The sequence below is a fragment of the Sphingobium sp. 15-1 genome, assembly GCF_013375535.1.
GTDB classification, from domain to species: domain Bacteria; phylum Pseudomonadota; class Alphaproteobacteria; order Sphingomonadales; family Sphingomonadaceae; genus Sphingobium; species Sphingobium aromaticivastans.
Genome location: NZ_JABXJG010000001.1, coordinates 424,561 through 448,652 on the forward strand (window position 1 = coordinate 424,561; position 24,092 = coordinate 448,652).

30 protein-coding genes are annotated in these 24,092 nt (G+C 65.6%); 14 read left to right on the plus strand and 16 right to left on the minus strand.

Annotated elements, in window-relative coordinates; genetic code table 11:
- Window positions 1–32: 32 nt before the first annotated feature.
- Window positions 33–1,358 (plus strand): dihydroorotase, encoded by a 1,326-nt coding sequence (locus HUK72_RS01935; RefSeq protein ID WP_176595292.1) that lies wholly within the window; start codon window positions 33–35, stop codon window positions 1,356–1,358.
- Window positions 1,359–1,432: 74 nt separating this feature from the next.
- Here the strand turns inward: HUK72_RS01935 and rarD are convergent, their stop codons facing one another.
- Window positions 1,433–2,302 carry an EamA family transporter RarD gene (rarD, locus tag HUK72_RS01940; RefSeq protein ID WP_255325584.1) on the minus strand — a complete coding sequence of 290 codons (870 nt, stop codon included), beginning with the start codon at window positions 2,300–2,302 and terminating at the stop codon, window positions 1,433–1,435.
- A gap of 38 nt (window positions 2,303–2,340) precedes the next feature.
- The gene (locus tag HUK72_RS01945) at window positions 2,341–2,562 is read right to left on the minus strand and encodes a hypothetical protein (protein WP_176597697.1); all 222 of its coding nucleotides are present in this window, start codon (window positions 2,560–2,562) and stop codon (window positions 2,341–2,343) included.
- Window positions 2,563–2,722: 160 nt separating this feature from the next.
- On the opposite strand from HUK72_RS01945, the gene HUK72_RS01950 reads away from it, so the two are divergent.
- The 7 genes from HUK72_RS01950 (at window position 2,723) to HUK72_RS01980 (ending at window position 7,596) form a co-directional block, all read left to right on the plus strand.
- A complete protein-coding gene (locus HUK72_RS01950; protein ID WP_176595293.1) occupies window positions 2,723–3,418 on the plus strand; it encodes a hypothetical protein in 696 nt (231 codons plus the stop codon).
- 277 nt (window positions 3,419–3,695) lie between these two features.
- Window positions 3,696–4,079, plus strand: a complete 384-nt coding sequence (gene crcB, locus HUK72_RS01955; RefSeq protein WP_176595294.1) for a fluoride efflux transporter CrcB — start codon at window positions 3,696–3,698, stop codon at window positions 4,077–4,079.
- The gene (locus HUK72_RS01960; RefSeq protein ID WP_176595295.1) at window positions 4,076–5,383 is read left to right on the plus strand and encodes an RluA family pseudouridine synthase; all 1,308 of its coding nucleotides are present in this window, start codon (window positions 4,076–4,078) and stop codon (window positions 5,381–5,383) included. Before crcB ends, HUK72_RS01960 begins: the two co-directional genes overlap by 4 nt.
- Window positions 5,380–5,982, plus strand: coding sequence for an FMN-binding negative transcriptional regulator (locus HUK72_RS01965; RefSeq protein WP_176595296.1), 603 nt, complete (start codon window positions 5,380–5,382; stop codon window positions 5,980–5,982). Before HUK72_RS01960 ends, HUK72_RS01965 begins: the two co-directional genes overlap by 4 nt.
- Entirely contained in the window at window positions 5,979–6,650 is a 672-nt protein-coding gene (locus tag HUK72_RS01970; protein ID WP_176595297.1) for an HAD-IA family hydrolase, read from the plus strand. Before HUK72_RS01965 ends, HUK72_RS01970 begins: the two co-directional genes overlap by 4 nt.
- A complete protein-coding gene (locus tag HUK72_RS01975; RefSeq protein ID WP_176595298.1) occupies window positions 6,647–6,904 on the plus strand; it encodes a hypothetical protein in 258 nt (85 codons plus the stop codon). Before HUK72_RS01970 ends, HUK72_RS01975 begins: the two co-directional genes overlap by 4 nt.
- The gene (locus tag HUK72_RS01980; protein ID WP_176595299.1) at window positions 6,901–7,596 is read left to right on the plus strand and encodes an ATP12 family chaperone protein; all 696 of its coding nucleotides are present in this window, start codon (window positions 6,901–6,903) and stop codon (window positions 7,594–7,596) included. Before HUK72_RS01975 ends, HUK72_RS01980 begins: the two co-directional genes overlap by 4 nt.
- A gap of 161 nt (window positions 7,597–7,757) precedes the next feature.
- On the opposite strand, the gene HUK72_RS01985 is transcribed toward HUK72_RS01980, so the two are convergent.
- The 3 genes from HUK72_RS01985 to HUK72_RS01995 all read right to left on the minus strand — a co-directional run bounded on the left by HUK72_RS01985 (window position 7,758) and on the right by HUK72_RS01995 (window position 10,333).
- Entirely contained in the window at window positions 7,758–8,438 is a 681-nt protein-coding gene (locus HUK72_RS01985) for a murein L,D-transpeptidase catalytic domain family protein (protein ID WP_176595300.1), read from the minus strand.
- Between the two features lie 126 nt (window positions 8,439–8,564).
- A complete protein-coding gene (locus tag HUK72_RS01990) occupies window positions 8,565–8,858 on the minus strand; it encodes a hypothetical protein (protein WP_176595301.1) in 294 nt (97 codons plus the stop codon).
- A gap of 5 nt (window positions 8,859–8,863) precedes the next feature.
- A complete protein-coding gene (locus HUK72_RS01995; protein ID WP_255325585.1) occupies window positions 8,864–10,333 on the minus strand; it encodes a L,D-transpeptidase family protein in 1,470 nt (489 codons plus the stop codon).
- 58 nt (window positions 10,334–10,391) lie between these two features.
- On the opposite strand from HUK72_RS01995, the gene HUK72_RS02000 reads away from it, so the two are divergent.
- Window positions 10,392–11,300 (plus strand): histone deacetylase, encoded by a 909-nt coding sequence (locus HUK72_RS02000; RefSeq protein WP_176597698.1) that lies wholly within the window; start codon window positions 10,392–10,394, stop codon window positions 11,298–11,300.
- A 148-nt stretch (window positions 11,301–11,448) separates the two neighbouring features.
- Here the strand turns inward: HUK72_RS02000 and HUK72_RS02005 are convergent, their stop codons facing one another.
- The 7 genes from HUK72_RS02005 to hisB all read right to left on the minus strand — a co-directional run bounded on the left by HUK72_RS02005 (window position 11,449) and on the right by hisB (window position 15,579).
- Window positions 11,449–12,030, minus strand: coding sequence for a hypothetical protein (locus HUK72_RS02005; protein ID WP_176595303.1), 582 nt, complete (start codon window positions 12,028–12,030; stop codon window positions 11,449–11,451).
- 77 nt (window positions 12,031–12,107) lie between these two features.
- Window positions 12,108–12,428, minus strand: coding sequence for a phosphoribosyl-ATP diphosphatase (locus HUK72_RS02010; protein ID WP_176595304.1), 321 nt, complete (start codon window positions 12,426–12,428; stop codon window positions 12,108–12,110).
- 42 nt (window positions 12,429–12,470) lie between these two features.
- A complete protein-coding gene (locus tag HUK72_RS02015; RefSeq protein ID WP_176595305.1) occupies window positions 12,471–12,707 on the minus strand; it encodes a PEP-CTERM sorting domain-containing protein in 237 nt (78 codons plus the stop codon).
- 161 nt (window positions 12,708–12,868) lie between these two features.
- Complete coding sequence (gene hisF, locus HUK72_RS02020; RefSeq protein ID WP_176595306.1) at window positions 12,869–13,633, minus strand: imidazole glycerol phosphate synthase subunit HisF; 765 nt, start codon at window positions 13,631–13,633, stop codon at window positions 12,869–12,871.
- A gap of 10 nt (window positions 13,634–13,643) precedes the next feature.
- Window positions 13,644–14,381, minus strand: a complete 738-nt coding sequence (hisA, locus tag HUK72_RS02025) for a 1-(5-phosphoribosyl)-5-[(5-phosphoribosylamino)methylideneamino]imidazole-4-carboxamide isomerase (RefSeq protein ID WP_176595307.1) — start codon at window positions 14,379–14,381, stop codon at window positions 13,644–13,646.
- Window positions 14,378–14,995, minus strand: coding sequence for an imidazole glycerol phosphate synthase subunit HisH (gene hisH, locus HUK72_RS02030; RefSeq protein ID WP_176595308.1), 618 nt, complete (start codon window positions 14,993–14,995; stop codon window positions 14,378–14,380). Before hisH ends, hisA begins: the two co-directional genes overlap by 4 nt.
- A complete protein-coding gene (hisB, locus tag HUK72_RS02035; RefSeq protein WP_066556006.1) occupies window positions 14,992–15,579 on the minus strand; it encodes an imidazoleglycerol-phosphate dehydratase HisB in 588 nt (195 codons plus the stop codon). Before hisB ends, hisH begins: the two co-directional genes overlap by 4 nt.
- Before the next feature lie 98 nt (window positions 15,580–15,677).
- Between hisB and HUK72_RS02040 the strand changes: the two genes are divergently transcribed.
- From HUK72_RS02040 to gmk, 4 genes are all read left to right on the plus strand, one after another.
- The gene (locus HUK72_RS02040; protein ID WP_176595309.1) at window positions 15,678–16,154 is read left to right on the plus strand and encodes an SspB family protein; all 477 of its coding nucleotides are present in this window, start codon (window positions 15,678–15,680) and stop codon (window positions 16,152–16,154) included.
- Between the two features lie 67 nt (window positions 16,155–16,221).
- Window positions 16,222–17,607 (plus strand): class II fumarate hydratase, encoded by a 1,386-nt coding sequence (gene fumC, locus HUK72_RS02045; protein WP_176595310.1) that lies wholly within the window; start codon window positions 16,222–16,224, stop codon window positions 17,605–17,607.
- Window positions 17,608–17,656: 49 nt separating this feature from the next.
- Window positions 17,657–17,998 (plus strand): hypothetical protein, encoded by a 342-nt coding sequence (locus HUK72_RS02050; RefSeq protein ID WP_176595311.1) that lies wholly within the window; start codon window positions 17,657–17,659, stop codon window positions 17,996–17,998.
- A gap of 51 nt (window positions 17,999–18,049) precedes the next feature.
- Window positions 18,050–18,715 (plus strand): guanylate kinase, encoded by a 666-nt coding sequence (gmk, locus tag HUK72_RS02055; RefSeq protein WP_176595312.1) that lies wholly within the window; start codon window positions 18,050–18,052, stop codon window positions 18,713–18,715.
- A gap of 101 nt (window positions 18,716–18,816) precedes the next feature.
- On the opposite strand, the gene HUK72_RS02060 is transcribed toward gmk, so the two are convergent.
- The 3 genes from HUK72_RS02060 to HUK72_RS02070 form a co-directional block, all read right to left on the minus strand.
- Window positions 18,817–19,884, minus strand: coding sequence for an SAM-dependent methyltransferase (locus HUK72_RS02060; RefSeq protein ID WP_176595313.1), 1,068 nt, complete (start codon window positions 19,882–19,884; stop codon window positions 18,817–18,819).
- Window positions 19,874–20,740, minus strand: a complete 867-nt coding sequence (lgt, locus tag HUK72_RS02065) for a prolipoprotein diacylglyceryl transferase (RefSeq protein ID WP_176595314.1) — start codon at window positions 20,738–20,740, stop codon at window positions 19,874–19,876. The genes HUK72_RS02060 and lgt overlap by 11 nt, the downstream gene beginning before the upstream one ends.
- Before the next feature lie 246 nt (window positions 20,741–20,986).
- Window positions 20,987–21,463: an Lrp/AsnC family transcriptional regulator gene (locus HUK72_RS02070; protein WP_176595315.1), complete on the minus strand. Its 477-nt coding sequence runs from the start codon at window positions 21,461–21,463 to the stop codon at window positions 20,987–20,989.
- A 102-nt stretch (window positions 21,464–21,565) separates the two neighbouring features.
- Between HUK72_RS02070 and HUK72_RS02075 the strand changes: the two genes are divergently transcribed.
- Entirely contained in the window at window positions 21,566–22,543 is a 978-nt protein-coding gene (locus HUK72_RS02075) for a DMT family transporter (RefSeq protein WP_176595316.1), read from the plus strand.
- On the opposite strand, the gene HUK72_RS02080 is transcribed toward HUK72_RS02075, so the two are convergent.
- Window positions 22,497–23,915, minus strand: coding sequence for a hypothetical protein (locus HUK72_RS02080; protein ID WP_255325586.1), 1,419 nt, complete (start codon window positions 23,913–23,915; stop codon window positions 22,497–22,499). The genes HUK72_RS02075 and HUK72_RS02080 overlap by 47 nt on opposite strands.
- Between the last annotated feature and the right edge of the window lie 177 nt (window positions 23,916–24,092).

A 24,092-nucleotide genomic window follows, 5' to 3' on the forward strand; every position in this document is an offset into this window, starting at 1 on the left:
TCCAAGCCCACCCCAAAGCAGGCGACACCGACATGACCTTCGACCTTCTTCTCAAGAACGGCACCGTCCACACTCCCGGCGGCGCGGAAAGCGTGGATGTGGGCGTCAGCGGCGGCAGGATCGTGGCGATCGGCACGTCCCTGGGCGACGCCGGAGAGGTGATCGATTGCACCGGCCTGGACGTGCTGCCCGGCTGCATCGACAGCCAGGTCCATTTCCGCGAACCGGGGCTGGAGCATAAGGAGGATCTGGAGTCGGGCAGCCGCGCCGCGGTGCTGGGCGGCATCACCGCCGTGTTCGAGATGCCGAACACCAACCCCAACACCGACACCGCCGACCGTGTGCACGACAAGCTGAAGCGCGCCTATCACCGCATGTGGTGCGACCATGCCTTCTATGTCGGCGCCACCGCCGACAATGCCGAGCAGTTGAAGGAGCTGGAGCGGATTCCCGGCACGTCCGGCGTCAAGATCTTCATGGGCGCTTCGACCGGCAGCCTGCTGGTGGACGATGACGACGCCCTGTCCCGCGTCCTTGCCAGCGGCACCCGCCGCGTCGCCATCCATGCCGAGGATGAGGCGCGGATGAACGCCCGCAAGGATCATCGCGTGGAGGGCGACCCGTCCTCCCACCCCGTCTGGCGCGATGATGAAAGCGCGATGATCGCGACCAAGCGCATCATCGACCTCGCCCGCAAGGCCCGCCGCCGCATCCACATATTGCATGTGACGACCCCCGCCGAGCTGGAATATATCGCCCGGCACAAAGACATCGCGACCTGCGAAGTCACGCCCCAGCATCTGACCCTGGCGGCGGAGGATGCCTATCCGCGCCTTGGCACCTATGCGCAGATGAACCCGCCGATCCGGTCCGGAGCGCATCGCGACGGGCTGTGGCACTGGCTGAATCAGGGCGTGCCCGACGTGCTGGGCAGCGATCACGCCCCCCATACGATCGAGGAAAAGGCGAAACCCTATCCCGCGTCGCCCAGCGGCATGCCCGGCGTTCAGACGCTGGTGCCGCTGCTGCTCAACCATGTCGCGGAAGGGCGGCTGTCGTTGCGTCGTTTCATCGAACTGACCTCCTCGGGCCCGCAGCGCGTCTTCGGCCTGGTGGGCAAGGGCCGCATCGCGCTTGGCTATGACGCCGACTTCACCGTGGTCGACCTTAAGAAGCGCTGGACCGTCGGTGGCGACTGGCTGGCCTCGCGCTGCAACTGGTCGCCCTTTGAGGGCATGGAATTGACCGGCAAGGCTGTCGGTACCATCATCCGCGGCCATCGCGTGATGTGGGAGGATGCGCTCGCCAACCAGGCCGTGGGTGAGGCTGTCCGGTTCGAAGCAACCGAATTCGCCTAAAGTTGGTCGGGTTCAAATTGCAGCGCAACGTGCTCCTGCGAAGGCAGGAGCCCAGTTTCGACAGTTCCAGTACTTTAAGCCGTCGCCAGGCGATTGCGGCGGGCAGCGGTCAGGCTGTCCGTCGCGAATAGGATCAGGCTCAGCCAGATCAGCGCGAAGCTCACCATCTGCCCCGTCGTCAGCTTTTCCCCGAAAAGCAGGACGCCGCACAGAAATTGCAGCGTCGGCGCCAGATATTGCAGCAGGCCGAGCGTCGTCATCGGCAGCCTGTGGGCAGCGGTCGCGAACAGCACCAGCGGCACTGTCGTTACCGCGCCGGCGGTGATCAGCAGGATGGTGGTCGGCATATCCTGGCCGAAGCTGATGCCGCCATGCGCCGACAGCCAGAACAGATAGGCCATGGCCGGCGGCGTCAGCAGCAAGGTCTCCACCCCCAGTCCCACCATCGGCGCAACCGGCGTCAATTTCCGGATCAACGCGTAAAAGGCGAAGGTCAGCGCCAGCGCCACGCTGATCCAGAGCGTGGTCAGCGCGGTCGCAGCCATGATGGCGACACCGACCGCCGCGATCCCGACCGCCGCCACCTGTCCGCGCCGCAGCCTTTCATGAAGCAGCAGCACGCCGAGCCCGACAGTGACCAGCGGATTGAGGAAATAACCCAGGCTGGCGGCAAGCACATGTCCGGCGTTCACCGCCCAGACATAGGTCAGCCAGTTCATGCCGATCATGAAGGCCGATCCGGCGAGAGACGAAATGAGCCGCCGGTCGCGGAATATCGGCCCCAGCGCCGCAAGGCCCCGCCGCGCCAGCAACAGCGTCAGGATCAACAGCAGCGACCACAGGATGCGCTGGCTGACGATCTCCACCGGGTTCACATGATGCAGCAGCCTGAAATAGATCGGCAGAAGTCCCCAGGCGCCATAAGCGGCCACCGCCGCAAGCAAGCCGCGGCGGACCGCCTGTTCCGATGGCTGGGAGGAGGTCAGAAGATGCCTCCGCCCAGAAACAGCCGCAACGCTCCGAAAGCCGCCACGATCAGGCAGAAATTGCGTCCGCCATTTTTGGCCGAGAACATGCCGATCAGCGCGCCAAACAGCGCGACCGGCACCAACAGCCAGTTGAGCGCGCCCAACAGCGGAAACACCGCCGGGATCATCAGGATCAGGGTGAAAAGACCGATCAGCGCTGAAAGGATGTTGAGCATGGCCGCTCAAATGGTGCTTTCGCCCGCCAGGGGCAAGCCGGATGGCGATGCCACTTGGCAGAAACTGGCCCGTCCTCGGCAAAAATTCCCGGATTCACCAAAATCCCTAACGGAAAATTAACCTCTGCTCTTCATCCCTTGTTTACGAAGGAGTGAGGCCATGGCGTTTGTTCGATCTTTCTGCGTGCTCGCGCTGCTTGCCGCCCTGCCGCTCGCGGGGTGCGGCAAGAAGGATGATGATCTGAACGCGCTGGACGCGCAACTCACCAACAATGCGGTCGACGCGCTGGCTGGGCAGATCGTGGTCGATCCCAGGCTTGCCGGCCAATCGCAGCGGACCGCCAAACTGCCGGTGCTGAGCGGGGTGGCGGCCAAGGCGCTGGCCGATTCGGTGAAGCTGGCTGGCGGCAGCCTGCTCGCCACGCCCGCGCCGGCGCAGGACGATGCGAAGGAATCGCCATCCATGCTCGCCGCCGTGGCCAGCGAACAGAAAAAGCCCGGCGGCAATGCCTTTTGCCGCGAGCAACTAATTTACGGCGCCCAATGGGCCAGCCGCCTGCCCGAACCCTTCACCGTCTATCCTGGCGCGCAGCTTGTCGAGGCGGCTGGAGCGGAAAAGGACGGATGCACGCTGCGCGCGGCCACGTTCGTGACGCCGGTGCCGCGGCAGAGCGTGATGGACTTCTACTATACCCAGGCCCGTCGCGCCGGCTTCGATGCCGAACATAAGCTGACGGGCGGCGACCATATATTGGGCGGATCGCGCAAGGATGACGGCAGCGCCTTCCTCCTGCTGTTCACGCAAGCGCCCGGCGGCAAGACCAGCGTGGACGTGCTCGCGGATAACGGCCGGTAGGGCTGGGGGCGTCGCTTTTGGCCAACCGCTGCCGTTCAGCGATACGTGCTCCTGCGAAGGCAGGAGCCCAGTTCCAGCGGTGCGATGATCCATTCAGGGCAGGACTGGGCTTCTGCCTTCGCAGGAGCACGGTGCGTTTCTAGGAAACGGTGCCACTAGATCGTCCGCTTCCCACCCTTAGCTACCGCCGCCACTCTCCGCTGCATCAGCGCATCACTCATTCCCCATGCCAATGATCGCTTCCCAACGCTTGCAAAAATGCTCTAGGGCGGGCGGCATGACCAATATCTTTCTCGTCATGGCAGGCGGCGCCGTCGGATCGGTGATGCGTTACCTGCTCGGGCGTTTCGCAGGCCATATGATTCCGGGCGCTCCATGGCCTTGGGGAACGTTCGGCGCCAATATCATCGGCGGTTTCGCCATGGGCTTGCTGGCTGGATGGCTGGCGCGGTTCAACACGGGCGCCGGGGAGCCGATCCGCCTGCTGCTCGCCGTGGGCGTGCTGGGCGGTTTCACCACTTTCTCCTCGTTCAGCCTGGAAACCATATTGATGATGGAACGCGGCCAGTTCGGCATGGCGCTGGCCTATGCCGCCTTTTCGGTCATCGGCGCGGTCGGTGCGCTGGCCGGTGGCCTCGCCGTGATGAGGAGCGTCGCATGAAGGGCCGTCCTCCCGGCAAACCCTCCGGCCCGCGCAAGCCCGGCGCCGCTCCCCAGGGGCGTGCCAGAGGTGCCGCCAAGGCCGCTCGCGTCCGCAAGCCCGACGCGCCCCAATCCGGTCCCAAGCCGCCCGCAGCGAAGCCCGCGACCGCGAAGCCGCCCGTCCGGCCAGCCAAGCCATCCCCGGCCAAGGGCGTTTCGCTGGACGTCCGGCAGTTCCGCGTCGGCGCGGATGACGACGGCATCCGGCTCGACCGCTGGTTCCAGCGGCATCTGCCCGATGTCGGCTTCAACACCGTCTCGCGCTGGGCCCGCACCGGCCAGTTGCGCGTCGACGGCGCCCGCGCCGCGCCGGGCGACCGGGTCGCGGAAGGCCAGAGCATCCGCGTGCCCCCCGCCGAGCCCAAGGCCGCCGAAACCGCCAAGCCCAAGCGGGTCCGCCCGCAACTGACCGACGATCAGGTCGCCTTCGCCCAGAGCCTCGTCATCCACCGCGACGCCCAAGCGATCGTCATCAACAAGCCGCCGGGCCTCGCCACGCAGGGCGGCACGAAGACCGACGATCATGTCGACGGCCTGCTCGACGCGCTGGAATATGAACTCGACCAACGGCCCAAGCTGGTCCACCGGCTCGACAAGGACACGTCCGGCGCGCTGCTGATCGCCCGCACCGCCCGATCGGCCGCCTTTTTCGCCAAGGCCTTCTCCAGCCGCACCGCGCGCAAGGTCTATTGGGCCATCGTCATGGGCGTCCCCTCGATCGAGGACGGCATGATCGAACTGCCCATCGCCAAGCAGCCCGGCACCGGCGGCGAGAAGATGCATGTGGATGAGGAGGAGGGGCTTCCTTCCCGCTCGCGCTACCGCGTGATCGAGCGCGCGGGCAACCGCGCCGCCTGGGTCGAGTTGCAGCCCTATACCGGCCGCACCCACCAGTTGCGCGTCCATATGGCGGCGATCGGCCATCCTATCGTGGGCGACGGCAAATATGGCGGCAAGGAAGCCTTTCTGAGCGGCACGATCAGCCGCAAGATGCATCTCCACGCCCGCCGCATCAGGGTCGACCACCCCGATGGCGGCCGGGTCGACGTGCGTGCCGAACTGCCCGAACATTTCGCCGCCAGCCTGGCCTCGCTGGGTTTCGACCTGTCCGCCGGCGATCTGCCGCTGGATGAGGAGATCGCCCGCGCGCCCACCCGCGAGGATGAGAAGAAGGCCGCCCGCGCCCATGCCAAGCAGATCCGCAAGGGCCGCAAGGGCGAAAGGCGCGCGCGCGGCTCCGGCGGTGGGCCGCGTAAGAAATGACGCCGGGCGCGCCCTATCGCTGGCAGGACGAAGCCGCCATCCGCGCATTCGTCGCGGAAATCGGCTTCGGCCTCCTCTGCGTGGCCGCGCCGGAGCGGCAGCATGTCGTCCATCTGCCGCTGATCTGGATGGATGAGGGGCATGTCGGCATCCACCTCCATCGCGCCAATCCCATCGTCCGCCATCTGGACGGGCGGCAGGCGCTGATCGTGGTGACCGGCGCCCATGCCTATGTCAGCCCCGACTGGTACGGCCTGCCGGACAAGGTGCCGACCTGGAACTATCAGTCGGCGGAACTGCGGGGTATCATGCGGCCGCTGGACCATGACCGCACGGTCGCCCAGATCGATGCGCTGTCCCAGGAGCAGGAACGCCGCCTCTCGCCCAAGCCGGAATGGACCCGCGACAAGATGAGCGAAGGCCTGTTCGATCGCATGGTAACGGGCCTGATCGGCTTCGAAATGGCGGTGAGCGAGATGCGGGGCACGGTGAAACTGGGGCAGGACAAGCCGGGTGCTGCCCGCGCCGCCGTGGCCGATGCGCTCGCGGCGAGGGGCGATGCCGCCATGGCCGGTCTGATGCGGGCGGGAAGCCTATGAGCAATCGCCTTGCCGTATTCGATTGCGACGGCACGCTGGTGGATAGCCAGCACAGCATCTGCACGGCCATGATCCGCGCGTTCGAGGGGGAAAGGCTGGCCGCGCCGGACCGGGCGACCATCCTGTCGGTCGTCGGCCTGTCGCTGCCGCTGGCCATGGCCCGGCTGCTGCCGGAGGCGGACGCCGATTATCACGAGCATCTCTCCGAAAGCTACAAGCTCGCTTTCCAGCAGCTTCGCCGCGAAAACGCGGTGTCGGAGCCGCTTTATCCCGGCATAGCCGAACTCATCCGCGAACTGGATGCCGATGGCTGGCTGCTGGGCGTCGCGACGGGCAAATCGGACAGGGGGCTTCAGCTCTGCCTTACCCATCACGGCATCCATGCGCATTTCGTGACGTTGCAGACCGCCGACCGCCATCCATCGAAGCCGCACCCCTCCATGCTGCTCGCCGCCATGGCCGAAGCGGGCGCCGCTCCTGAGACGACGGTGATGATCGGTGACACCAGTTTCGACATCGACATGGCCCTGACCGCAGGCACGCGGGCGCTGGGGGTGGGCTGGGGCTATCACACGCCGCAGGACTTGATCGCGGCCGGCGCACACAGCGTTGCGATGGACAGCGCGGAATTGCGCGGCCATATTCACGCGCCCGGCATCATCGGATGACCGACATGCCCCCTATCCCGCCGGTCGACCCCGAAAAGGTCGCCCGCCAGCGCTTCTTCGCGCTGGGCCTGTTCCGCCTGTCGGGCGCGTTGCTGGTGATGTTCGGCTTCCTCATATTGATGCAGCGCTTCCATTGGGTGCAGGGGAGCAAGGCCAAGGCGATGGGCGCGATCTTCGTCGTCGTCGGCCTGTTCCAATTCGTGATCGTGCCGCGCCTGCTGCTCGCTTTGTTCAGGAAACCGCCACAAGCATGAAACGCTTCTACAAGGATGTCACGGTCGTTCCCGGCGAGACCGGTTTCGAAATCCGGCTCGATGGCCGCCCGGTGCGCACGCCGGCGCGCGCGCCGCTGGCTCTGCCCAACGTCCGGCTTGCCGATGCGATCGCCGGGGAATGGCGCGCCCAAGGCGATATGGTCGATCCGCGCTCCATGCCCTTCACAGGCCTCGCCAATGGCGCCATCGACCAGATCGCGCCCGATGGCGGGAGCTTCGCTGCCGGTATTGCGCGTTATGCGGAAAGCGACCTGCTTTGCTACCGCGCGGAGGGGCCGCTGGAACTGGTCGCTCGCGAAGCCGCCGCCTGGGACCCGTTGCTGGACTGGGCGCGGGGCCGCTATGATGTCGCCTTCAGGGTGACGCAGGGCATCATTCCCGTCGAGCAGCCGGCCGAGACGCTGGAGCGGTTGGGCGCGGTGGTGGCGGCCTTCGATCCCTTCACCCTGGCGGGCCTGTCGACATTGGTGACGCTGTCCGGATCGCTGGTCTGCGGCCTTGCGGTCGTGGAGGGGGGGCATGACGGCGATGCCATCTGGACCGCCTCGGAAATCGACGAGGCGTGGGAAGTCGAACAATGGGGCGAGGATGCGGAAGCTGCGGCCCGTTCGGCGCGGCGCAGGAATGAATTTGCGATGGCGCGGGCTTTTTGCGAATTGAGCCGGGCGTGAGTAGAGGATATGCGGCCCGCAATCCTTGATCCCAGCTATAGTCGGGGTTCCGTGGTGCGGGAATTTGTCTTGTTCAAACTGAACCGTGCTCCTGCGAAGGCAGGAGCCCAGTTCTGCGCTCTGATCTGGGCTCCTGCCTTCGCAGGAGCACGGTTCAGCTTTTAAGCCGCCCCGCCGAGGATCTTATCCGCAAAGAGCAGCCGGCCCGGCCCCATCAGCCCGATAAATTGCGGCAACATATGGCGCGCCAGCGCGAAACAGCCTTCGCTGCGGCCGATCTTGCCCCAGGTCGCGATATGATCCTCGCTCACATAATCGGCGCCATGCACGACGATGGCGCGCATCTCTGCATTGTTGTTCTGCGGGTCCAGCCCAGCCAGGCGCATGGCCCGGCCATGCTGGCCTTCATAGATTTCGCCGGTCTTGAACGCCCCCGAACAGCTCGCCAGCGAATTGGGCTCGTTGGAAAAGGTCTGGAGCCAACCGGAATGTCCGGGGTCGGAACCACGGCCATGGGCGACCAGATAGGAACTGGCCTGCCCGCCGATCAGATCGACCACATGAAAGCGCAATTCCCGCGAAGGCGCGTTGAAATCGGCCAGCGCCACCCGGTCCCGCAGCGCGAACATATGGCCATGCTGGTCGAGCGCGGCCTTGGCGCGCTCCAGCAATTTCGCATAGGGTTGGGTGGCGAGCGGCCCAGCGGAGACGGGGCGTGGGGCGGGCGGGACAGCCGGTTGCGGCGGCGTTTCGCCCAAGGATGCAGCCCGTCCGGCGCTGTCCGCAAGGAATGAAAAAGCCAGCCCGCTCAAAGCGAGCTTGGTGAAACTACGACGATCCATGAATCGCAATATAGCAAAGGAGCGGCGCCGGTCCAAGGGGACCGCCGGGATCGCGCCCGTCAACCGCCGGACTCCTGCTCGCAAAACCGCCATCCCGCCTCCTTTTCGGGGCGGGACGCACCGATCCTACTGGGTGGCGTTCGCGCCTTCGTCCGCGCCGTCGCGGTTCAGGCGCGCGGTCATGCCAGTGGCGGCGGCGTCATCCTCGATCTGCTGCTGCTCCGAAATGGTCGGGGCGGGGGCAGGCGCGGGCGCGGCATTGTTGCTGGGCTCAGGCGCGGGGGCTTCCGGCTCCTCGACGATCACATTCTCGACCGGGGGTTCGACCAGATTGTTGGTCGCCGGCGCCTCTTCCTCCTTCTTCCCGCAGGCGGCGAGGGCAAGCGCCCCGGCAAGGGCGATGAGGGCGTATTTGCGCATGAAGATCAGTCCTTGGATGCGATGGAGGCCGCAGGCGCGGCAGTCGGGTCGACGCGGCGGCTGGACGCTTCGATCTTGGCGGCCAGCAGCTTGTCCCAGCCATAGGGATCGGAACGGAAGCTCATCGTGCCGTTATTGCTGGCGAAGGCGGTCCAGTAAAGCAGATACACCGCCACTTCCTTGGGCAGCGAGACCCGCTGGGTCTTGCCGGTGTCGATCAGCGACTGGATCTGCCCGGCAAGGTCGGGATTGCTGGCCACCATCAGCTCCGCCAGCGGTACCGGCTTTTCCAGGCGAATGCAGCCATGGCTCGCCAGCCGGTCATAGCTCGAAAATTTCGCCCGCGACGGCGTGTCGTGCAGATAGACGGCGAAGGGATTGTTGAAGTCGAACTTCAGCCGCCCCAGCGCGCTGTTCGGCCCGGCGGGCTGCACGATCCGCTCGCCCGTCTCCGGCGTGCCGACGATCTTGTACCCCTGGCGGACCAGCGCGGCGCGCCCCTTGGGCCATAATTCGCGCTTGGCGATGGAGGCGGGCACGTTCCACGGCGGATTGACCACGATCGAATGGATGCTGGACGACAGCATCGGCGTCGCATTGTCGGGCGCGCCGGTCACGGCGCGCATCGACGTCACCGGCTGATCGCCCTCGAACACGGTCAGCACGGCGGCGGCGATGTTCACCTGCACCCGGTTGACCGGCAACTGGCGCGGCATCCAGCGCCAGCGCTCCATATTCGCCATGATCGCGCCTATACGATCGTCGACCGGCACGTTCAGTTCCTTGAGCGTCCGGGCGTCCAGTAGGCCTGTGGGGTTGAGGCCGTAGCGCCGCTGCGCCCGTTGCAGCACGTCGACCAGCTTTTCGCCGGGCGTGACGCTCTTATCCTCTATCGCGATGCGCGCCCGCACCGTGTCTGGCGAGGATTGCGCCGTCAGCGTGGGCCAGCCGCTCGCGTCGCGAATCCGCTCATAATTGGCCAGGCCCTTGCGCAGCCCGTCATAGCCCGCATAGGGCGGCGTCAGGTTGAGCGCCCATTGCGGCAGTCTGTCCTCGCTGATCGCTTTGGCCAGGCCCGGACGCGGATCGAAAGCGGCAGGGCGCAACGCCCAGATTTCCAGGAAGTCCGCCGTGTCGACCCGGCCAGTGCTGAGCGCCCTGGCCCGATCCAGCGCCGCCGAAAGCAGGGCGTCGCCCTTCAGGTCGCCGGTCGCCTTGCTGCGCGCCATCAGCCCTTGCTGCGTGCCGCCCTTCAGCCAGTCGTTGAGCCAGCGTTCCTGCGCGGCGGACGGCTGGGGCAGCGGCACAGGGGGCGGCGTCACGATGGATGGCGGCAGGATCACCTGAGGAGCAGGGGGAGAGTATGGGGGCGCGGGCAGGGTCGGCGCCGCCGCCGGGGGCTGCGCCACGGACGGCACGGCGGCCGCACCCAGCAGACAAAAAACGGAAAAACGGATCATTTCGGGACGGTTCATGCTGGACCAGATAGCGCAAAGCCCGCATCGTTCAAACTCGAAGATAGCGGAAAAGATGATGCTGCACGTCGTTCACCATCCGGCCTATGTCTCTCCGGCAACAGCGGGCAATTCCTTTCGCTTCGACAAATATGGGCTGGTGATGGAAGCGCTGACCATGGCCGCCGCGCCCTTTACCGTGCATGAACCCGCGCCCATGCCGCGTCCGTGGATAGAGGCGGTCCACGATCCCGCCTATGTCGATCAGGTCGCGACGCTGACCGTGCCGCGCGACAAGGAACGGCGCATCGGCTTTCCGGTGACGGATCGGGTGATGCTCCGCTCCATGCTCTCGCCTGGCGGCACCTGGCTGGCGGCCCGGCTGGCTCTACGTCATGGCTATGCCGCCAATGCGGCGGGCGGCAGCCATCATGCGCTGGCCGACAGTGGGGCGGGCTATTGCGTGTTCAACGACCTTGCCATCGCCGCGAACCGGTTGATCGGGGAAGGGGAGGCGCGGCGGATATTGATTCTCGACCTCGACGTGCATCAGGGGGATGGCACCGCCATGCTCATGAGCGGGCGGGAGGACATTTTCACTCTCTCGATCCACGCGGAGAGCAATTTCCCGGTGCGCAAGGCGAACTCGACGCTCGACATCGGCCTGCCGGATGGAACAGGCGATGATGCCTATATGGATGCGCTGATGCAGGCCCTGCCGCCCGTGCTGGACGATTTCCGGCCCGGTCTGATTCTCTACCAGGCCGGAGTCGATCCCCATGCGGACGACCGTCTCGGCCGGCTCGCGCTCAGCGATGAAGGCCTGGACCGCCGCGACCGGAGCGTGATGCGCGCTGCGAAAAGCCGGGGCATCCCGCTCGCCAGCACCATGGGCGGGGGCTACGGCGCGGATCGGATGGCCATCGCCCGGCGGCATGCCGACTGCATGATCCGGCTGGCGGAAGAGGCGGATCATGGTCATTTCTAGCCATTAAAACCACCGTGCTCCTGCGCAGGCAGGAGCCCAGTTCGGACGGTCCGATAGTCAACAAAGGGCGGGACTGGGCTCCTGCCTCCGCAGGAGCACCGTGCACCCTAGGGCGAATATCCGTGTCCGCCAACCACCCCATCCGCGCTTAATGCAGCGTTGCCTCCCCCATTGCATCGGGGCCGGTCGTGCGCCTGCTCTCCATGATCCTCGCCGCCGCCAGTCCAGCCGCAACCAGCGCGCCGAAATCGCTAAAGGCCAGATAAAGAACATACCCCCAAGGCGCATGGTTGAACACGGCCTGCCCGACATGCAGCCACAGCACGGCGCTGAGCGCGAACAGGATCGTCACCCGCACCCGTCCGCCCAGATCGCCGCTCACGAATCGCAGCATCAGTGCGATCAGCACGCCGACCACCAGCGCCAGGATCAGGCCGCCGATCAGCGCGCTCGCATCCGTCACTGGAAAGCCGCCGCTATTGTAGAAGACCATCGCGACCGGCCCCTTGCCGTAAAGCACCGTGCCTTCGGCGGTGGCCGGATCGGGAATGACGTAAACGCCGGTTCCCGACGGCGTCAGCGCCTGCGCCATGGCGGCCTGCAAATTGCTGCCGGCTCCGGCTTCGGCCCGGTGGAAGGCAAGGGCGCTCAGCGGCGTTCCCCAGAAGATGAAGCCGACCAGATACATCGCCACGCCGCCGATCAGGCCGCCCAACAGGGTCTTGAACATATGCCCTCCTGTCCTCTCGATGGATGGAGAGGCTGACGGACAAACGCCGGGGCGGCAATATCTTTCCGGAAAAGGGCTTAATCCGGCTTGCGCGCAGCCTTTTCCGCGATGCCCGACACGCCCTCGCGCCGGTCGAGTTCGTCCAGTACATCGTCCAGGTCGATGTCGAGATCGGCCAGCAGCACCAGCAGGTGGAACAGCAGGTCCGCGCTTTCCCCGATCGCGCCTTGCCGGTCGGAGGCCATGGCGGCGATCACCGTTTCCACCGCTTCCTCACCGACCTTCTGCGCGATCTTGGCGCGCCCCCTGGCGGTCAGCTTGGCCACATAGGATTGGCTGGGATCGGCTTGTCGCCGCTGACGAATGGTCTGTTCAAGGTCGAAAAGGGTCGCGCGCATGGCGCCATCAAGCGCTGCGCGCGCGACCCGTCAAATGAAAACTTACTTCCGCTTGCGCCGGGCGACGAAAACCCGCGCGCCCAAAGCCGCCGCGCCCAGGCCGAACAGGGCCATCTGCTCCGGTTCGGGCACCGGCGTGGGCGCGCCGCCGGAGGACGAACCGCCCGAGCTGCTGGAGCCACCGCACTTCTTGCCCCAGCACCATGTCGCCTGCGCCGGAGCGGCAAGGCCCATCAGGGCCGCCAGGCCCGCGGCCAGAAACAGCTTGTTCACATTCATTTCCTTCACCCCTTTGTTGGTTGAGACCGGTGAAGAGAAGAAGTGCAGGGCCTGTGCCAGATCTGCGGAATGCAGGCCTGGCAGGCGGGTTATGGTTAACGATCACTGCCGATTTTTGGTTAATGTCAAGGCAACCGACGCTTTTGCCCGGAAACGGCTAATCAGCCCGCCCGGACAGGCACGCCCGCAGCCGCCAGCGCCTGATGCGCTTCAGCAATGCTGTGTTGACCGAAGTGAAATATCGATGCCGCCAGCACGGCGCTGGCATGACCCTCGATCACGCCTTCGACCAGATGATCCAGCGTCCCGACGCCGCCGCTGGCGATCACCGGGACGGATACCGCATCGGCAATGGCGCGGGTCAGCGCGAGATCATAGCCTGCTTTGGTGCCGTCCCCGTCCATGGACGTGACCAGCAATTCGCCCGCGCCCAGTTCCGCCAGCCGGATCGCATGCTCCAGCGCATCGATGCCCGTCGGCTTGCGCCCGCCATGGGTGAAGATTTCCCAGCGATTCGCCTCCACGCGCCGGGCGTCGACGGAACCGACGACGCATTGGCTGCCGAAGCGGTCGGCAATGTCCGCCACCACTTCGGGGCGGACGACCGCCGCGCTGTTCACCGCCACCTTGTCCGCGCCCGCGAGCAGCAGCGCCCGCGCATCCTCCGGACTGCGCACGCCGCCGCCGACCGTCACCGGCATGAAACAGACCTCGGCGGTGCGCCGCACCACGTCCAGGATCGTCCCGCGCGCCTCATGCGTCGCGGTGATGTCGAGGAAGCACAGCTCATCCGCACCCGCCGCGTCGTAGATCTTGGCCTGCTCGACCGGATCGCCGGCATCGCGCAGGTCGACGAAGTTCACGCCCTTGACGACGCGCCCATTGGCGACGTCCAGACAGGGGATGACGCGGGTGCGGACCGTCATGGCTGTTCTCCTAGGCCGCAGCCCGCGCCACGGCCAGCGCTGCCTTCAGATCCAGCCGACCGTCATAGAGGGCGCGGCCCGTGATCACGCCTTCGATCCCTTCATCGGCATGCAGGCTGAGTATTCTAATATCCGCGATCCCCGCGACCCCGCCGCTGGCGATCACCGGAATGTCTGTTGCCCGCGCCAGATCGACGGTCGCGTCGATATTGCAGCCCTTGAGCAGCCCGTCGCGGCCCACATCGGTGAAGAGCAGGCTGGCGACGCCCGCATCCTCGAACCGGCGGGCGAGTTCGACCACCGGCATGTCCGACTTCTCGGCCCAGCCGTCGGTCGCGACGAAGCCGTCGCGGGCATCGACCGCCACAACGATGCCGCCGGGAAAGTCGCGTGCCGCAGCCTTGACGAAATCAGGGTCCTTCAGCGCCGCCGTGCCGATCACGATGCGCGATACGCCCAGGTCGAACCAGCGTTCGACGGCTTCACGGTTGCGGATGCCGCCGCCCAATTGCACATGGCCGGGGAAGGCCGCGACGATCGCCTCGACCGCCTCGGCATTGACCGCATGGCCCGCGAAGCTGCCGTCCAGATCGACGACATGCAGATGCTGCGCGCCCGCCTCGGCAAAGAGCAGCGCCTGCGCCGCCGGATTGTCGCCATAGACGGTGGCGCGGTTCATGTCGCCTTCGGCCAGACGGACGACCTGGCCGCCCTTGAGGTCGATGGCGGGAAAAACGATGAGGCTCATGGACGCCATTCCAGAAAGCGGGAAAGGAAGGAAAGGCCATAGCTCTGGCTCTTTTCCGGGTGAAACTGGCAGCCGATGATGGTGTCGCGCGCCACTGCGGCGACCAGCGGGCCGCCATGATCGGTGACGGCGGCGATATGATCGTCCTGCGCCACGTCGAAATGATAGCTGTGCAGGAAATAGGCCTCGCCCGTTTCCAGCAGGGGCGGATGGCCGCGCAGGGTCACGTCGTTCCAGCCCATATGCGGCACCTTGATCGCCGGATCGTGCGGTTCGATCAGGCGCACCGTGCCGCCTATCCAGCCAAGCCCCTCATGCCGCCCGAATTCCTCCCCGGCGTCCGCCAGCAACTGCATGCCCACGCATACGCCCAGAAAGGGCACGCCGCGCTGGTGCACGGCCTCATTCATCGCCTCGACCATGCCGGGGATCGCGACCAGCGCGTCGCGGCAGGCCCGGAACGCGCCGACGCCGGGCAGGACGATCCGATCCGCCTTCGCCACGACATCGGCGTCTGCGGTGATGATGGCGTCCGTCGCGCCCGCTTTGCGCAGGGCGTTATGCACCGAATGAAGGTTGCCCGCGCCGTAATCGATGAGGGCAAGCGTCGTCACAATATCCCCTTGGTCGACGGAATGGCGTCGGCCTTGCGCGGATCGATCTCCACCGCCTGCCGCAGCGCGCGGGCGAGCCCCTTGAAGCAGCTTTCGACGATATGATGGTTGTTGCTGCCGTAGAGATTTTCGATGTGCAGCGTAATCCCCGCAGCCTGGGCGAAGCTGTGGAAGAAATGCTCCACCATCTCGGTGTCCCATTCCCCGATGCGCTGCACGGTGAAGGGCGCCTTGAACACCAGCCAGGGACGGCCGGAAATGTCCAGCGACACGCGGGTCAGCGTCTCGTCCATCGGGGAATAGACGCTGCCGTAACGGGAAATGCCGCGCTTGTCGCCCAGCGCCTTGGCCACGGCTTCGCCAATGGCGATGGCGGTATCCTCGGTCGTGTGGTGCTGGTCGACATGCAGGTCACCGACCGTCTTCACATCCATGTCGATCAGCGAGTGGCGGGACAGTTGCTCGATCATATGATCGAAAAAGCCAATGCCCGTCGAAACGGTGTAGATGCCGGTGCCGTCGAGATTGACGGTCACGTCGATCTGCGTTTCCGCAGTGTTGCGGTGAATGTCGGCCGTGCGCATGGCTGCGCCCTATAGCGAACTGTGCGGCTGTTGCAATGTGCCCGGCAATCTATGGCACGCTCTTGACCCGCGCCGCCGCGCCGTTAGGACATTGGCGCATGAGCGAAGACCTGCCCGACAGCCTGATTCCCTATGACGAAATCGTGCAGGAGGCCCTGCGCGCCGTGGTTGGCCGCGTATTGGGGGAAATCGAGCGGTCCGGCGGGCTGCCCGGCGCGCATCACTTCTACATCACCTTCAAGACTCAGGCGTCCGGAGTCGATATTCCGCGCCATCTGGTCGAGCGCTTCCCGGATGAGATGACCATCGTCCTCCAGAATAAATTCTGGGATCTGAAGGTCAGCGAAGACGCCTTTGGGGTCAGCCTGACCTTCAATCAGGTGGCGGCGCATCTGCATATTCCCTTTGCCGCGATCACCGCCTTCGTCGATCCGGCGGTGAATTTCGCCCTTCAGTTCCAGGCGCAGGCCGACATCGCGCCCGAACCGCATGAAGAGGCGGAAAATGACGCGCCGCAGGTCACGACCGAAGACGGCTCCAATGTCGTCACGGTGGATTTCGGCAAGAAGAAATAAGCTCTGGAATCGGGGAGGCGGCTTCCCCAGATTGGCGGCACTCCGTTAATTTCCGGGAGTGCCAGAGTTGAGCGAGACCCGTACCGAAACAGACAGCATCGGCGCCATCCAAGTGCCTGCCAGCGCCTATTGGGGCGCGCAGACCCAGCGTAGCATCGAAAATTTCCCCTTCGGCGCCGATGAACGGATGCCGATCGGCATCGTCCATGCCCTGGCGATCGTGAAGCAGGCGGCGGCGCGAGTGAATCGCGGCCATGGCCTCGACTCGGGGCTGGCCGATGCGGTCGAGGCAGCCGCTGCCGAAGTGATTGCGGGCCGCCATGACGATCAATTCCCTCTTGTGATCTGGCAGACCGGCAGCGGTACCCAGTCCAACATGAACGTGAATGAGGTGATCGCGGGCATCGCCAACGAGGCTTTGACAGGCAAGCGCGGCGGCAAAAACCCGGTCCATCCCAACGATCATGTGAATATGGGGCAGTCGTCCAACGACAGTTTCCCGACGGCGCTGCACATCGCGGCGGCGCGGGCCGTGACGGCGCAGCTATTCCCCGCGCTGGACCGGCTGCATGCCGCGCTCGACGCCAAGGCCAAGGCCTGGGCAGGCATCGTGAAGATCGGCCGCACCCATTTGCAGGATGCGACGCCGCTGACGCTTGGCCAGGAATTTTCCGGCTACGCGCATCAGCTTTACCGGAGCCGCAAGCGGATAGAACCCGCGACCATGCACGGCATGATGGCGCTGGCGCAGGGCGGCACGGCTGTCGGCACCGGCCTCAATGCGCCCAAGGGCTTCGACGCGGCGGTGGCGAAGGAGATCGCGGCGCTGACCGGATTGCCCTTCCGAACCGCCGACAACAAGTTCGAGGCGCTCGCGTCCAACGATCCGCTGGTGCATCTGTCCTCGACGCTGGCGACGCTGGCGGTGGCGCTGACCAAGATCGCCAACGACATCCGCCTGCTGGGCAGCGGGCCGCGTTCGGGCCTTGCCGAACTGGACCTGCCCGCCAATGAGCCGGGCAGTTCGATCATGCCCGGCAAGGTCAATCCGACCCAGTGCGAGATGCTGACCATGGTCGCCGCCCAGGTCATCGGCAATCATCAGGCGGTGACGGTCGGCGGCCTGCAGGGGCATCTGGAGCTGAATGTCTTCAAGCCTTTGATCGGCGCGGCGGTGCTGCGCTCGATTCATCTGCTGAGCGTGGGCATGGACAGTTTTGCCGAACGCTGCGTCGAAGGGCTGGAGGCGAATGAAAGGCGGATAGCCGAACTGGTCGATCGCTCGCTGATGCTGGTGACGGCGCTGGCGCCCGAAATCGGCTATGACAATGCCGCGAAGATCGCCAAGCATGCCCATGCCGAAGGGCTGACGCTGAAGGAGGCGGGCCTGGCATTGGGGCTGGTCGATGAAGCCACCTTCGACCGTCTGGTGCGGCCGGAAAATATGGTCTGATCCAGATCAACATGGCGGAACCGCTCGGGCTGCGGTACATTGACGCCCCATGAGGAACAAATCGCCCGACAAGCCGCTGATCGCCGTCCGCCCGCCGCGCAAGGATGGGCTGCTCAAGAAGGCGGCGCGTGTCGGGGCCACGGTCGTCGCCGCCCGCGTGGCCGCGGATACCGGCAAGAAGGGCGTGATCGGCCTGCTTGCGGGCATGGGCGCCAAGCGGCTGATCATGCGCTATCCCGCCGGAGCCTTGTTCGTCACCGGCGCCTATATGGCGGGCAAGATCTATGAGGCGAAGCGCGAAGCGGACCGGAAGCGCAAGACCAAGGCGCTGCCGGACAAAAGCGCGCAGCCGATCCTGATCGAAGAGGCGCGCAAAGCCCGCAAAGGCTGACGCCCGGATAGTTCCTCTTGCCAAATCGCATCCATGGCGGCACTAGCGGCCATGGCCGACAGCACCTCTATCGAGACGCCCGATTTCAAGCGCCGCGGCGTCCTGTTCGTTCTCTCCTCGCCTTCGGGCGCCGGTAAATCCACCATTGCGCGCAAGTTGCTCGCCGCCGAGCCGGATCTGGCGATGTCGGTGTCCGCAACGACGCGGCCGGTGCGGCCGGGCGAAGTCGACGGCAAGGATTATCATTTCGTCGATCTGGAGGAATTCCGGCGGATGACCGCCGACCACGAGTTCCTGGAATGGGCGCATGTCTTCGGCCAGCGCTACGGCACGCCGCGCGCGCCGGTGGAGGCGATGCTGAAGTCGGGGCGCGACGTCCTGTTCGACATCGACTGGCAGGGCGCGCAGCAGCTCCACCAGATCGCCGGGGGAGATGTCGTCCGCATCTTCATCCTGCCGCCGTCGATGGAGGAGCTGGAGCGCCGTCTGCGGGGCCGGGCGACCGACAGCAATGAGGTGATCGAGGGCCGTATGTCCCGTGCCGCTGGGGAAATCGCGCATTGGGACGGCTATGATTATGTCCTCTGCAATGTCGATGCGGAGGATTGTTTCCAGCGCGTCCAGACCATCCTGCATGCCGAACGCATGAAGCGCAGCCGGCAGACAGGGCTGATCGGCTTCATCCGCAAGCTCAGCCGCTATCATCAGGACGATTGAGGGTCTGGGCGCACCGTGCTCCTGCGAAGGCAGGAGCCTAGTTCTGGCGTTTCAACTAGACTCCTGCCTTCGCAGGAGCACAATATGCTTCCGTCAAATCCTTATCCCTCAAACCCCGCCGGGTCGGCCCAGTCCGGGTGAACCCAGGCCATGGCCTTGAACAAGCTTCCCATCGCCTCGTCGGCGGTCAGCCGATGGCGAGCAGCCTCCACTTCCTCCGCGCGGGCGGGCGCTGTCCGGCGGAGCTGATCGGCGCGGGCGTCGATGCCGAGCCGGCGCAGGAATGAGCCCTGACCGACCGTCCGCGTCACCCGCAACCCGGCTTGGCGCGCCATATTGCCGATCATCGTGAAATCGACATGGGTGGTGAGGTCGCTCTCGCCCGGCTCCAGAAACGGATCGGCATAGCGATGCGCCCTGACCGCCTGGAGCGTGTCGCCGGTCGCGGGGCCTTCATAGCCATAATCCACGATGATCGCTGCTCCGCCTTGCCGCGCAATGCGATGCGCCAGTTCCAGCGCGACGGCCGATCCGGCGAGCGGCATTTCGAGGATCGTGCCCTCAGGCGCGTCGGCGGCCATGGCGGGGATGCCCGATTCGATGCGGCGATAACCCGGCATGGGGGCGAAGCGGTTGGGTTCATCCGCATCGGGGCGGACGACCACCCGCTCGCGCCATTCCTGGCCGACGCGGACAAGCTGCCGGACGGGCAGGGCGTCGAAAAATTCATTGGCGACGACCAGCAGCGGCCCCTGCTCCGGCAGGCTGGACACGGCGTCATGGTGCAGGACATTGGGGATCAGGGCGCTTTGCCGTTCGCGCAGGCTGGGGCTGGTTTCCACGAAATGGACGCGGGGATGGAGCGCGGCGCCGGCCATGGCCCGCAGCGCGTCGGAAGCGAGCGTGCCGCGGCCCGGCCCCAATTCGACATAGTGAGCTTCCGGACGGCTGCCGGATCGCATCCAGACGTCCGCGAGGCAGAGGCCGATCAATTCCCCGAACATCTGGCTGATTTCGGGCGCGGTGGTGAAGTCGCCCGCCACGCCCAGCGGATCGCGGGTGCCGTAATAATGCTGGTTCGCCTCCGCCATATAATGGGCGACGGAGATCGGGCCGCCCGCCGCGATCTGGCGGGCGAGCCGTTCGGACAAGGTCAGCTCAACTGACACTCGCGCTGCCTGCGGTGGGTTCGACGCGGACGCGGCGGCCTTTGGCGGTGACGATCAGGTAGAGGCCGCCCAGGATCATCGGCACGCACAGCCACTGGCCCATGTGCAGGCCGGTGCGGGCGGCGAATTCCATGAGCTGGGCGTCCGCCTCCCGGAAATATTCGACGCCGAAGCGGAAGATGCCATAGCTCAGCAGAAAGATGCCGACGAGCATGCCGGGCTTGTAGCGGGCGCGGGTCTTCCAGAAAGCGAAGGCCAGAATGAGGAACAGCACTATGCCTTCGAGAAAGGCTTCGTAAAGCTGGCTCGGATGGCGGGGGAAGGGACCGCCGGTCGGGAAGATGATCGCCCAGGGCACGTCGGTTTCCTTGCCCCACAATTCCCCGTTCACGAAATTGGCGAGGCGGCCGAAGAACAGGCCGAAGGGGACGCAGCAGGCCACGAAATCATGGATGCGCAGCCAGGAGAGCTTCTCCTTGCGCGCCATGTAGAGGATGCCGAGCGACACGCCGATCGCCCCGCCATGGAAGGACATGCCGCCGTTCCAAAGCTTGAAGATGTCGAGCGGGTGCGCCAATATTTCGGGCTGGTAGAAGAAGACATAGGCCAGCCGCCCGCCGATGATGATGCCTAGCGTCGCGTAGAAGATCATGTCGTCGGCATGGCGGCGCGCCATGGGTGATCCGGGCTGGGCGATCAGCTTCAGCAGATACCAGTAGCCGATCAATATGCCCGCCAGATAGGCGAGGCTGTACCATTTCAGCGTGAAGAAGCCGAGGTCGAGCGCGACCGGGCTAAGGCCGAGCTGGTCGAAGCGGATGGCGCCCGAAGCGGCGGCGGCAAGGTCAAGGATCAAGTTGTCGTTCCCCTTGGGAAATTCGTCCCCGCCATAGAGCAAGCTTGGGGAGGGAGGGAAGGGAGGAAGTGGATTTGGGTGACTTGGGCGCCACGATGATGATGGTGGCCATGCGGCAATTCGATCCAGGAGGAAAGGGATGAGCCATCATTAAACCGTCATCCCATCCAAATCGTCATCCCAGCTTTCGCTGGGATGACGATAAGCCATTTGAATTCGCTCATATTCCGACATGTGTCTGGTGCTTCAGGGAATGGGGATTTGCGTGTCCGACTTGACCCGGTCGAGCGCGACCAGCGTGCGGAAGCTGGCGACGGACTCGTTTTCCGCGAACAGGCGGCGGGTGATGGCTTCATAGCTGCGCATGTCGGGCGACAGGATGACCAGCACGAAGCTGGTGCCGCCGGTCACATAATAGCATTGCTGAACCTCCGGCGCGGCGTGGAACAGGGCCTTGGCGCGGTCGACCGTCGCGGATTTCTCGTCAGTGAGGTGGACCTCCACGATCGCGGTGATGGCGAGCGACAGCGCGTCGGGGTCCAGGATCGCCACATTGCGGGCGATGATTCCCGCCTTTTCCATGGCGGCGATGCGGCGTTGGACGGCGGCGGTGGAGAGGTTTACCGCTTCCGCGATGGTCCGCTGCGGCACCTTGTTGTCGCGCTGGACGATGCGCAGGATCGCGCGGTCGAAGAGGTCGAGCGGACGGCGAAGATCGGGCATGAGCGAGTAATTGTTGCATTTGCAGGAGCAATCAAGAGCACATTTCTTGCCCGGATGATGATATTTCCCGAACCCCTTTTGATATTGGGCAAGGGTGAAGGGATGGCGGATCGGTCGGGCAACTTGGTCGGGATCCTGTGCGGCATGGGCGCGGGCGCGCTGTGGGGGCTGGTGTTTCTGGCGCCGGAACTGGTGCGCGCTTTCGGGCCGCTGGAACTGACATTGGGGCGCTATCTTTCCTATGGGGCAATGTCGGCGGTGCTGATCGCGCCGCGCTGGCGGACGCTGGCGCCCCGGATCGAGCGGCGGGAATGGCTGGCTCTGGCATGGCTCGCTTTGGCGGGGAACACGCTTTACTACCTGCTGCTGTCGAGCGCGGTGCAGAGGGGCGGGATTGCGATGACTTCGCTGGTCATCGGCTTTCTTCCCGTGGCGGTGACGATCATCGGCAGCCGGGACCGCGATGCGGCGCCGCTGCGCCGGCTGGCGCCTTCCCTGTCGCTGTGCGCGGCAGGGGCGCTTTGCATCGGGTGGCAGGCGGTGGCCCTGCCAGCCTCGGGCACAGTCGGGAAGCAACTGACCGGCCTGCTCTGCGCCATCGGCGCGCTGCTGTCCTGGACGGCTTATGCGGTGGGGAACAGCCGGTGGCTCGGGCGGCTGCGGCAGGTTTCGGCGCATGACTGGAACCTGTTGACGGGGATCGTCACGGGCGGGCAGGCGCTGCTGCTGGTGCCGGTGGCGCTGCTATGGGGGTTCGGTCATCATGACGGGCTGGCCTGGGCGCAACTCGGAGCGGTTTCGCTGGGCGTGGCGATGCTGTGTTCGATCGCGGGCAATGCGTTGTGGAACCGGATGAGCCGGTTGCTGCCGCTGACGCTGGTCGGACAGATGATCCTGTTCGAGACGATGTTTGCGCTGCTCTACGGCTTCTTATGGGAGCAGCGCTGGCCGACCTTGCTGGAGGCGATGGCTTTCGGGCTGGTGGTGCTGAGCGTCCTGTCCTGCATCGCGGCGCATCGGCGGCCGGCCGGCGTCATTGCGCCTGGCCCATATCCTGAGCGGTCGGTGGAGGCAGCATGACGCGGGCCGCCGTTCCCGACAGGATCAGCAGGGCGAAAGCGAGGATCGCTGGCCCGGTGGCGCGGAGGGAAGGCCGGGGCGGCCAGAGGATCAGCCAGCCCAGCGCCGACGCCATCATCGCCCAGAGATGATAGCGCAGGTCCGACGATATGCTGAGCGCGAGGAAGCTCGCCTCCTGGAAAAGCGCGGAGGTGAACAGGGCGAGGGCCAGATCGCGCGGGGCGGATGGCGGCTGGCCGCGGAGGTTCCACAGGCCCCATAGCGCGGCCACGACCCAGAAGATCGGCCAGGCGACCGGCATTTCGGTGAGCCAGCCGGCTGATTTCTGCCATGGGATAACCAAGGGGTTGGCGGGACTGGCGAGGCCGAGGCGATTGGGCTCGCCATGGGCGGGCGGCGCGGCCAGCGGCCAGTGATAGGGTATCAGCCAGCGTTCTGTCGAATTCAGATGGGCGAGCCGGTGCGCCAGATAAGCGACGGGGTGGGCAAGCGCGGCGCTGGCCCATAGGCGATAGAGCGGGCCAACCGGCGCCTTGTCCCAGGCACGGATGAGCGCCGCGCAATCGGGCGCGTCGCCCAGAGGGTCCCAGAACAGGGGGAGCACGCAATGATGGGCCGCCAGCGATGGGGCGGCTTGCGGGGGAAGGCTGGGCGCGTCGCCCGTCCTGACGGCGATGGCGGCGAGATCATAAATGGGCTGGGTGCGGCGGACGCCGCTGTCCCTGGCGCCGAGCAGGCCGTGGTTGATCGGCTGGGACAGGAGCAGGACGGCGGGGATGGCCGCGACGGTCACGGCCAGGCGGGCGAGGCCGTTCCGGGGATAGGGGATCAGCAGCATCGTCAGCGGGACGGTGGAGAAGGCCGCATTGGCGCGAAGCAGCGTGGCATAAGCGAGGCAGAGGATCGCGATGAGAAGCGCCGGCACCGGAAGCGGCCGGTTGCGCAGACGGTATGTGCCGATGATGCCGGTGGCGAGGGCCAGCGCGCCGATTGCCTGACTGTCCTTGATCACGATGGCGAGCCAGCCGAGCAGCAGGGGATTGGCGCCGATCAGGAGCAGGGCGATGGCCTTGCGGCCGCCGAGGGCCTGGGCAAGCAGGCCAAGGCCCAGCCAATAGGTGGCGATCTGGAGGACGAACAGGGGGGCGGCGCCGGGTCCGGAGAAGGACAGGAGCGACCAGAGGCGCGCCATGACGGGTGGGTGCCAGTCGTCATAGCTTCGTGTCAGAAGCTGTTGATATTGAACGATGGTGTCATATTCCGCGATGCCGGGCCAGAAGAACAGCAGGGAGCAGATGAGGAACAGAAGCGCCGCCAGAAGCGGCTTGCGGGAAAAGGACTTGGCCCGTCGTGACGCGGTAATGGCGTGCATGAATGTCCCCTTCGGTTTGGGAATGGGTGACGGGAATTGGGGCGGTTGTCGAGGGGGAAGAGTGAAGGTCGATGGAAGGGGTGGTTGGCGGACAGTCAGCTTTCCTTGAAGTATGCCGTGCTCCTGCGCAGGCAGGAGCCCAGTTCTGCCCTCCGTGTATCATTGCATCGTCTGAAC

What these genes read in the sequence shown, in the direction of transcription:
- HUK72_RS01935 (WP_176595292.1), top strand. Translation starts at nt 33, where the DNA reads ATGACCTTCGACCTTCTTCTCAAGAACGGCACCGTCCACACTCCCGGC.
- HUK72_RS01945 (WP_176597697.1), bottom strand. Translation starts at nt 2,562, where the DNA reads ATGCTCAACATCCTTTCAGCGCTGATCGGTCTTTTCACCCTGATCCTG.
- HUK72_RS01950 (WP_176595293.1), top strand. Translation starts at nt 2,723, where the DNA reads ATGGCGTTTGTTCGATCTTTCTGCGTGCTCGCGCTGCTTGCCGCCCTG.
- crcB (WP_176595294.1), top strand. Translation starts at nt 3,696, where the DNA reads ATGACCAATATCTTTCTCGTCATGGCAGGCGGCGCCGTCGGATCGGTG.
- HUK72_RS01960 (WP_176595295.1), top strand. Translation starts at nt 4,076, where the DNA reads ATGAAGGGCCGTCCTCCCGGCAAACCCTCCGGCCCGCGCAAGCCCGGC.
- HUK72_RS01965 (WP_176595296.1), top strand. Translation starts at nt 5,380, where the DNA reads ATGACGCCGGGCGCGCCCTATCGCTGGCAGGACGAAGCCGCCATCCGC.
- HUK72_RS01970 (WP_176595297.1), top strand. Translation starts at nt 5,979, where the DNA reads ATGAGCAATCGCCTTGCCGTATTCGATTGCGACGGCACGCTGGTGGAT.
- HUK72_RS01975 (WP_176595298.1), top strand. Translation starts at nt 6,647, where the DNA reads ATGACCGACATGCCCCCTATCCCGCCGGTCGACCCCGAAAAGGTCGCC.
- HUK72_RS01980 (WP_176595299.1), top strand. Translation starts at nt 6,901, where the DNA reads ATGAAACGCTTCTACAAGGATGTCACGGTCGTTCCCGGCGAGACCGGT.
- HUK72_RS01985 (WP_176595300.1), bottom strand. Translation starts at nt 8,438, where the DNA reads ATGGATCGTCGTAGTTTCACCAAGCTCGCTTTGAGCGGGCTGGCTTTT.
- HUK72_RS01990 (WP_176595301.1), bottom strand. Translation starts at nt 8,858, where the DNA reads ATGCGCAAATACGCCCTCATCGCCCTTGCCGGGGCGCTTGCCCTCGCC.
- HUK72_RS01995 (WP_255325585.1), bottom strand. Translation starts at nt 10,333, where the DNA reads ATGAACCGTCCCGAAATGATCCGTTTTTCCGTTTTTTGTCTGCTGGGT.
- HUK72_RS02000 (WP_176597698.1), top strand. Translation starts at nt 10,392, where the DNA reads ATGCTGCACGTCGTTCACCATCCGGCCTATGTCTCTCCGGCAACAGCG.
- HUK72_RS02005 (WP_176595303.1), bottom strand. Translation starts at nt 12,030, where the DNA reads ATGTTCAAGACCCTGTTGGGCGGCCTGATCGGCGGCGTGGCGATGTAT.
- HUK72_RS02010 (WP_176595304.1), bottom strand. Translation starts at nt 12,428, where the DNA reads ATGCGCGCGACCCTTTTCGACCTTGAACAGACCATTCGTCAGCGGCGA.
- HUK72_RS02015 (WP_176595305.1), bottom strand. Translation starts at nt 12,707, where the DNA reads ATGAATGTGAACAAGCTGTTTCTGGCCGCGGGCCTGGCGGCCCTGATG.
- hisF (WP_176595306.1), bottom strand. Translation starts at nt 13,633, where the DNA reads ATGACGGTCCGCACCCGCGTCATCCCCTGTCTGGACGTCGCCAATGGG.
- hisA (WP_176595307.1), bottom strand. Translation starts at nt 14,381, where the DNA reads ATGAGCCTCATCGTTTTTCCCGCCATCGACCTCAAGGGCGGCCAGGTC.
- hisB (WP_066556006.1), bottom strand. Translation starts at nt 15,579, where the DNA reads ATGCGCACGGCCGACATTCACCGCAACACTGCGGAAACGCAGATCGAC.
- HUK72_RS02040 (WP_176595309.1), top strand. Translation starts at nt 15,678, where the DNA reads ATGAGCGAAGACCTGCCCGACAGCCTGATTCCCTATGACGAAATCGTG.
- HUK72_RS02050 (WP_176595311.1), top strand. Translation starts at nt 17,657, where the DNA reads ATGAGGAACAAATCGCCCGACAAGCCGCTGATCGCCGTCCGCCCGCCG.
- gmk (WP_176595312.1), top strand. Translation starts at nt 18,050, where the DNA reads ATGGCCGACAGCACCTCTATCGAGACGCCCGATTTCAAGCGCCGCGGC.
- HUK72_RS02070 (WP_176595315.1), bottom strand. Translation starts at nt 21,463, where the DNA reads ATGCCCGATCTTCGCCGTCCGCTCGACCTCTTCGACCGCGCGATCCTG.
- HUK72_RS02075 (WP_176595316.1), top strand. Translation starts at nt 21,566, where the DNA reads ATGGCGGATCGGTCGGGCAACTTGGTCGGGATCCTGTGCGGCATGGGC.
- HUK72_RS02080 (WP_255325586.1), bottom strand. Translation starts at nt 23,915, where the DNA reads ATGCACGCCATTACCGCGTCACGACGGGCCAAGTCCTTTTCCCGCAAG.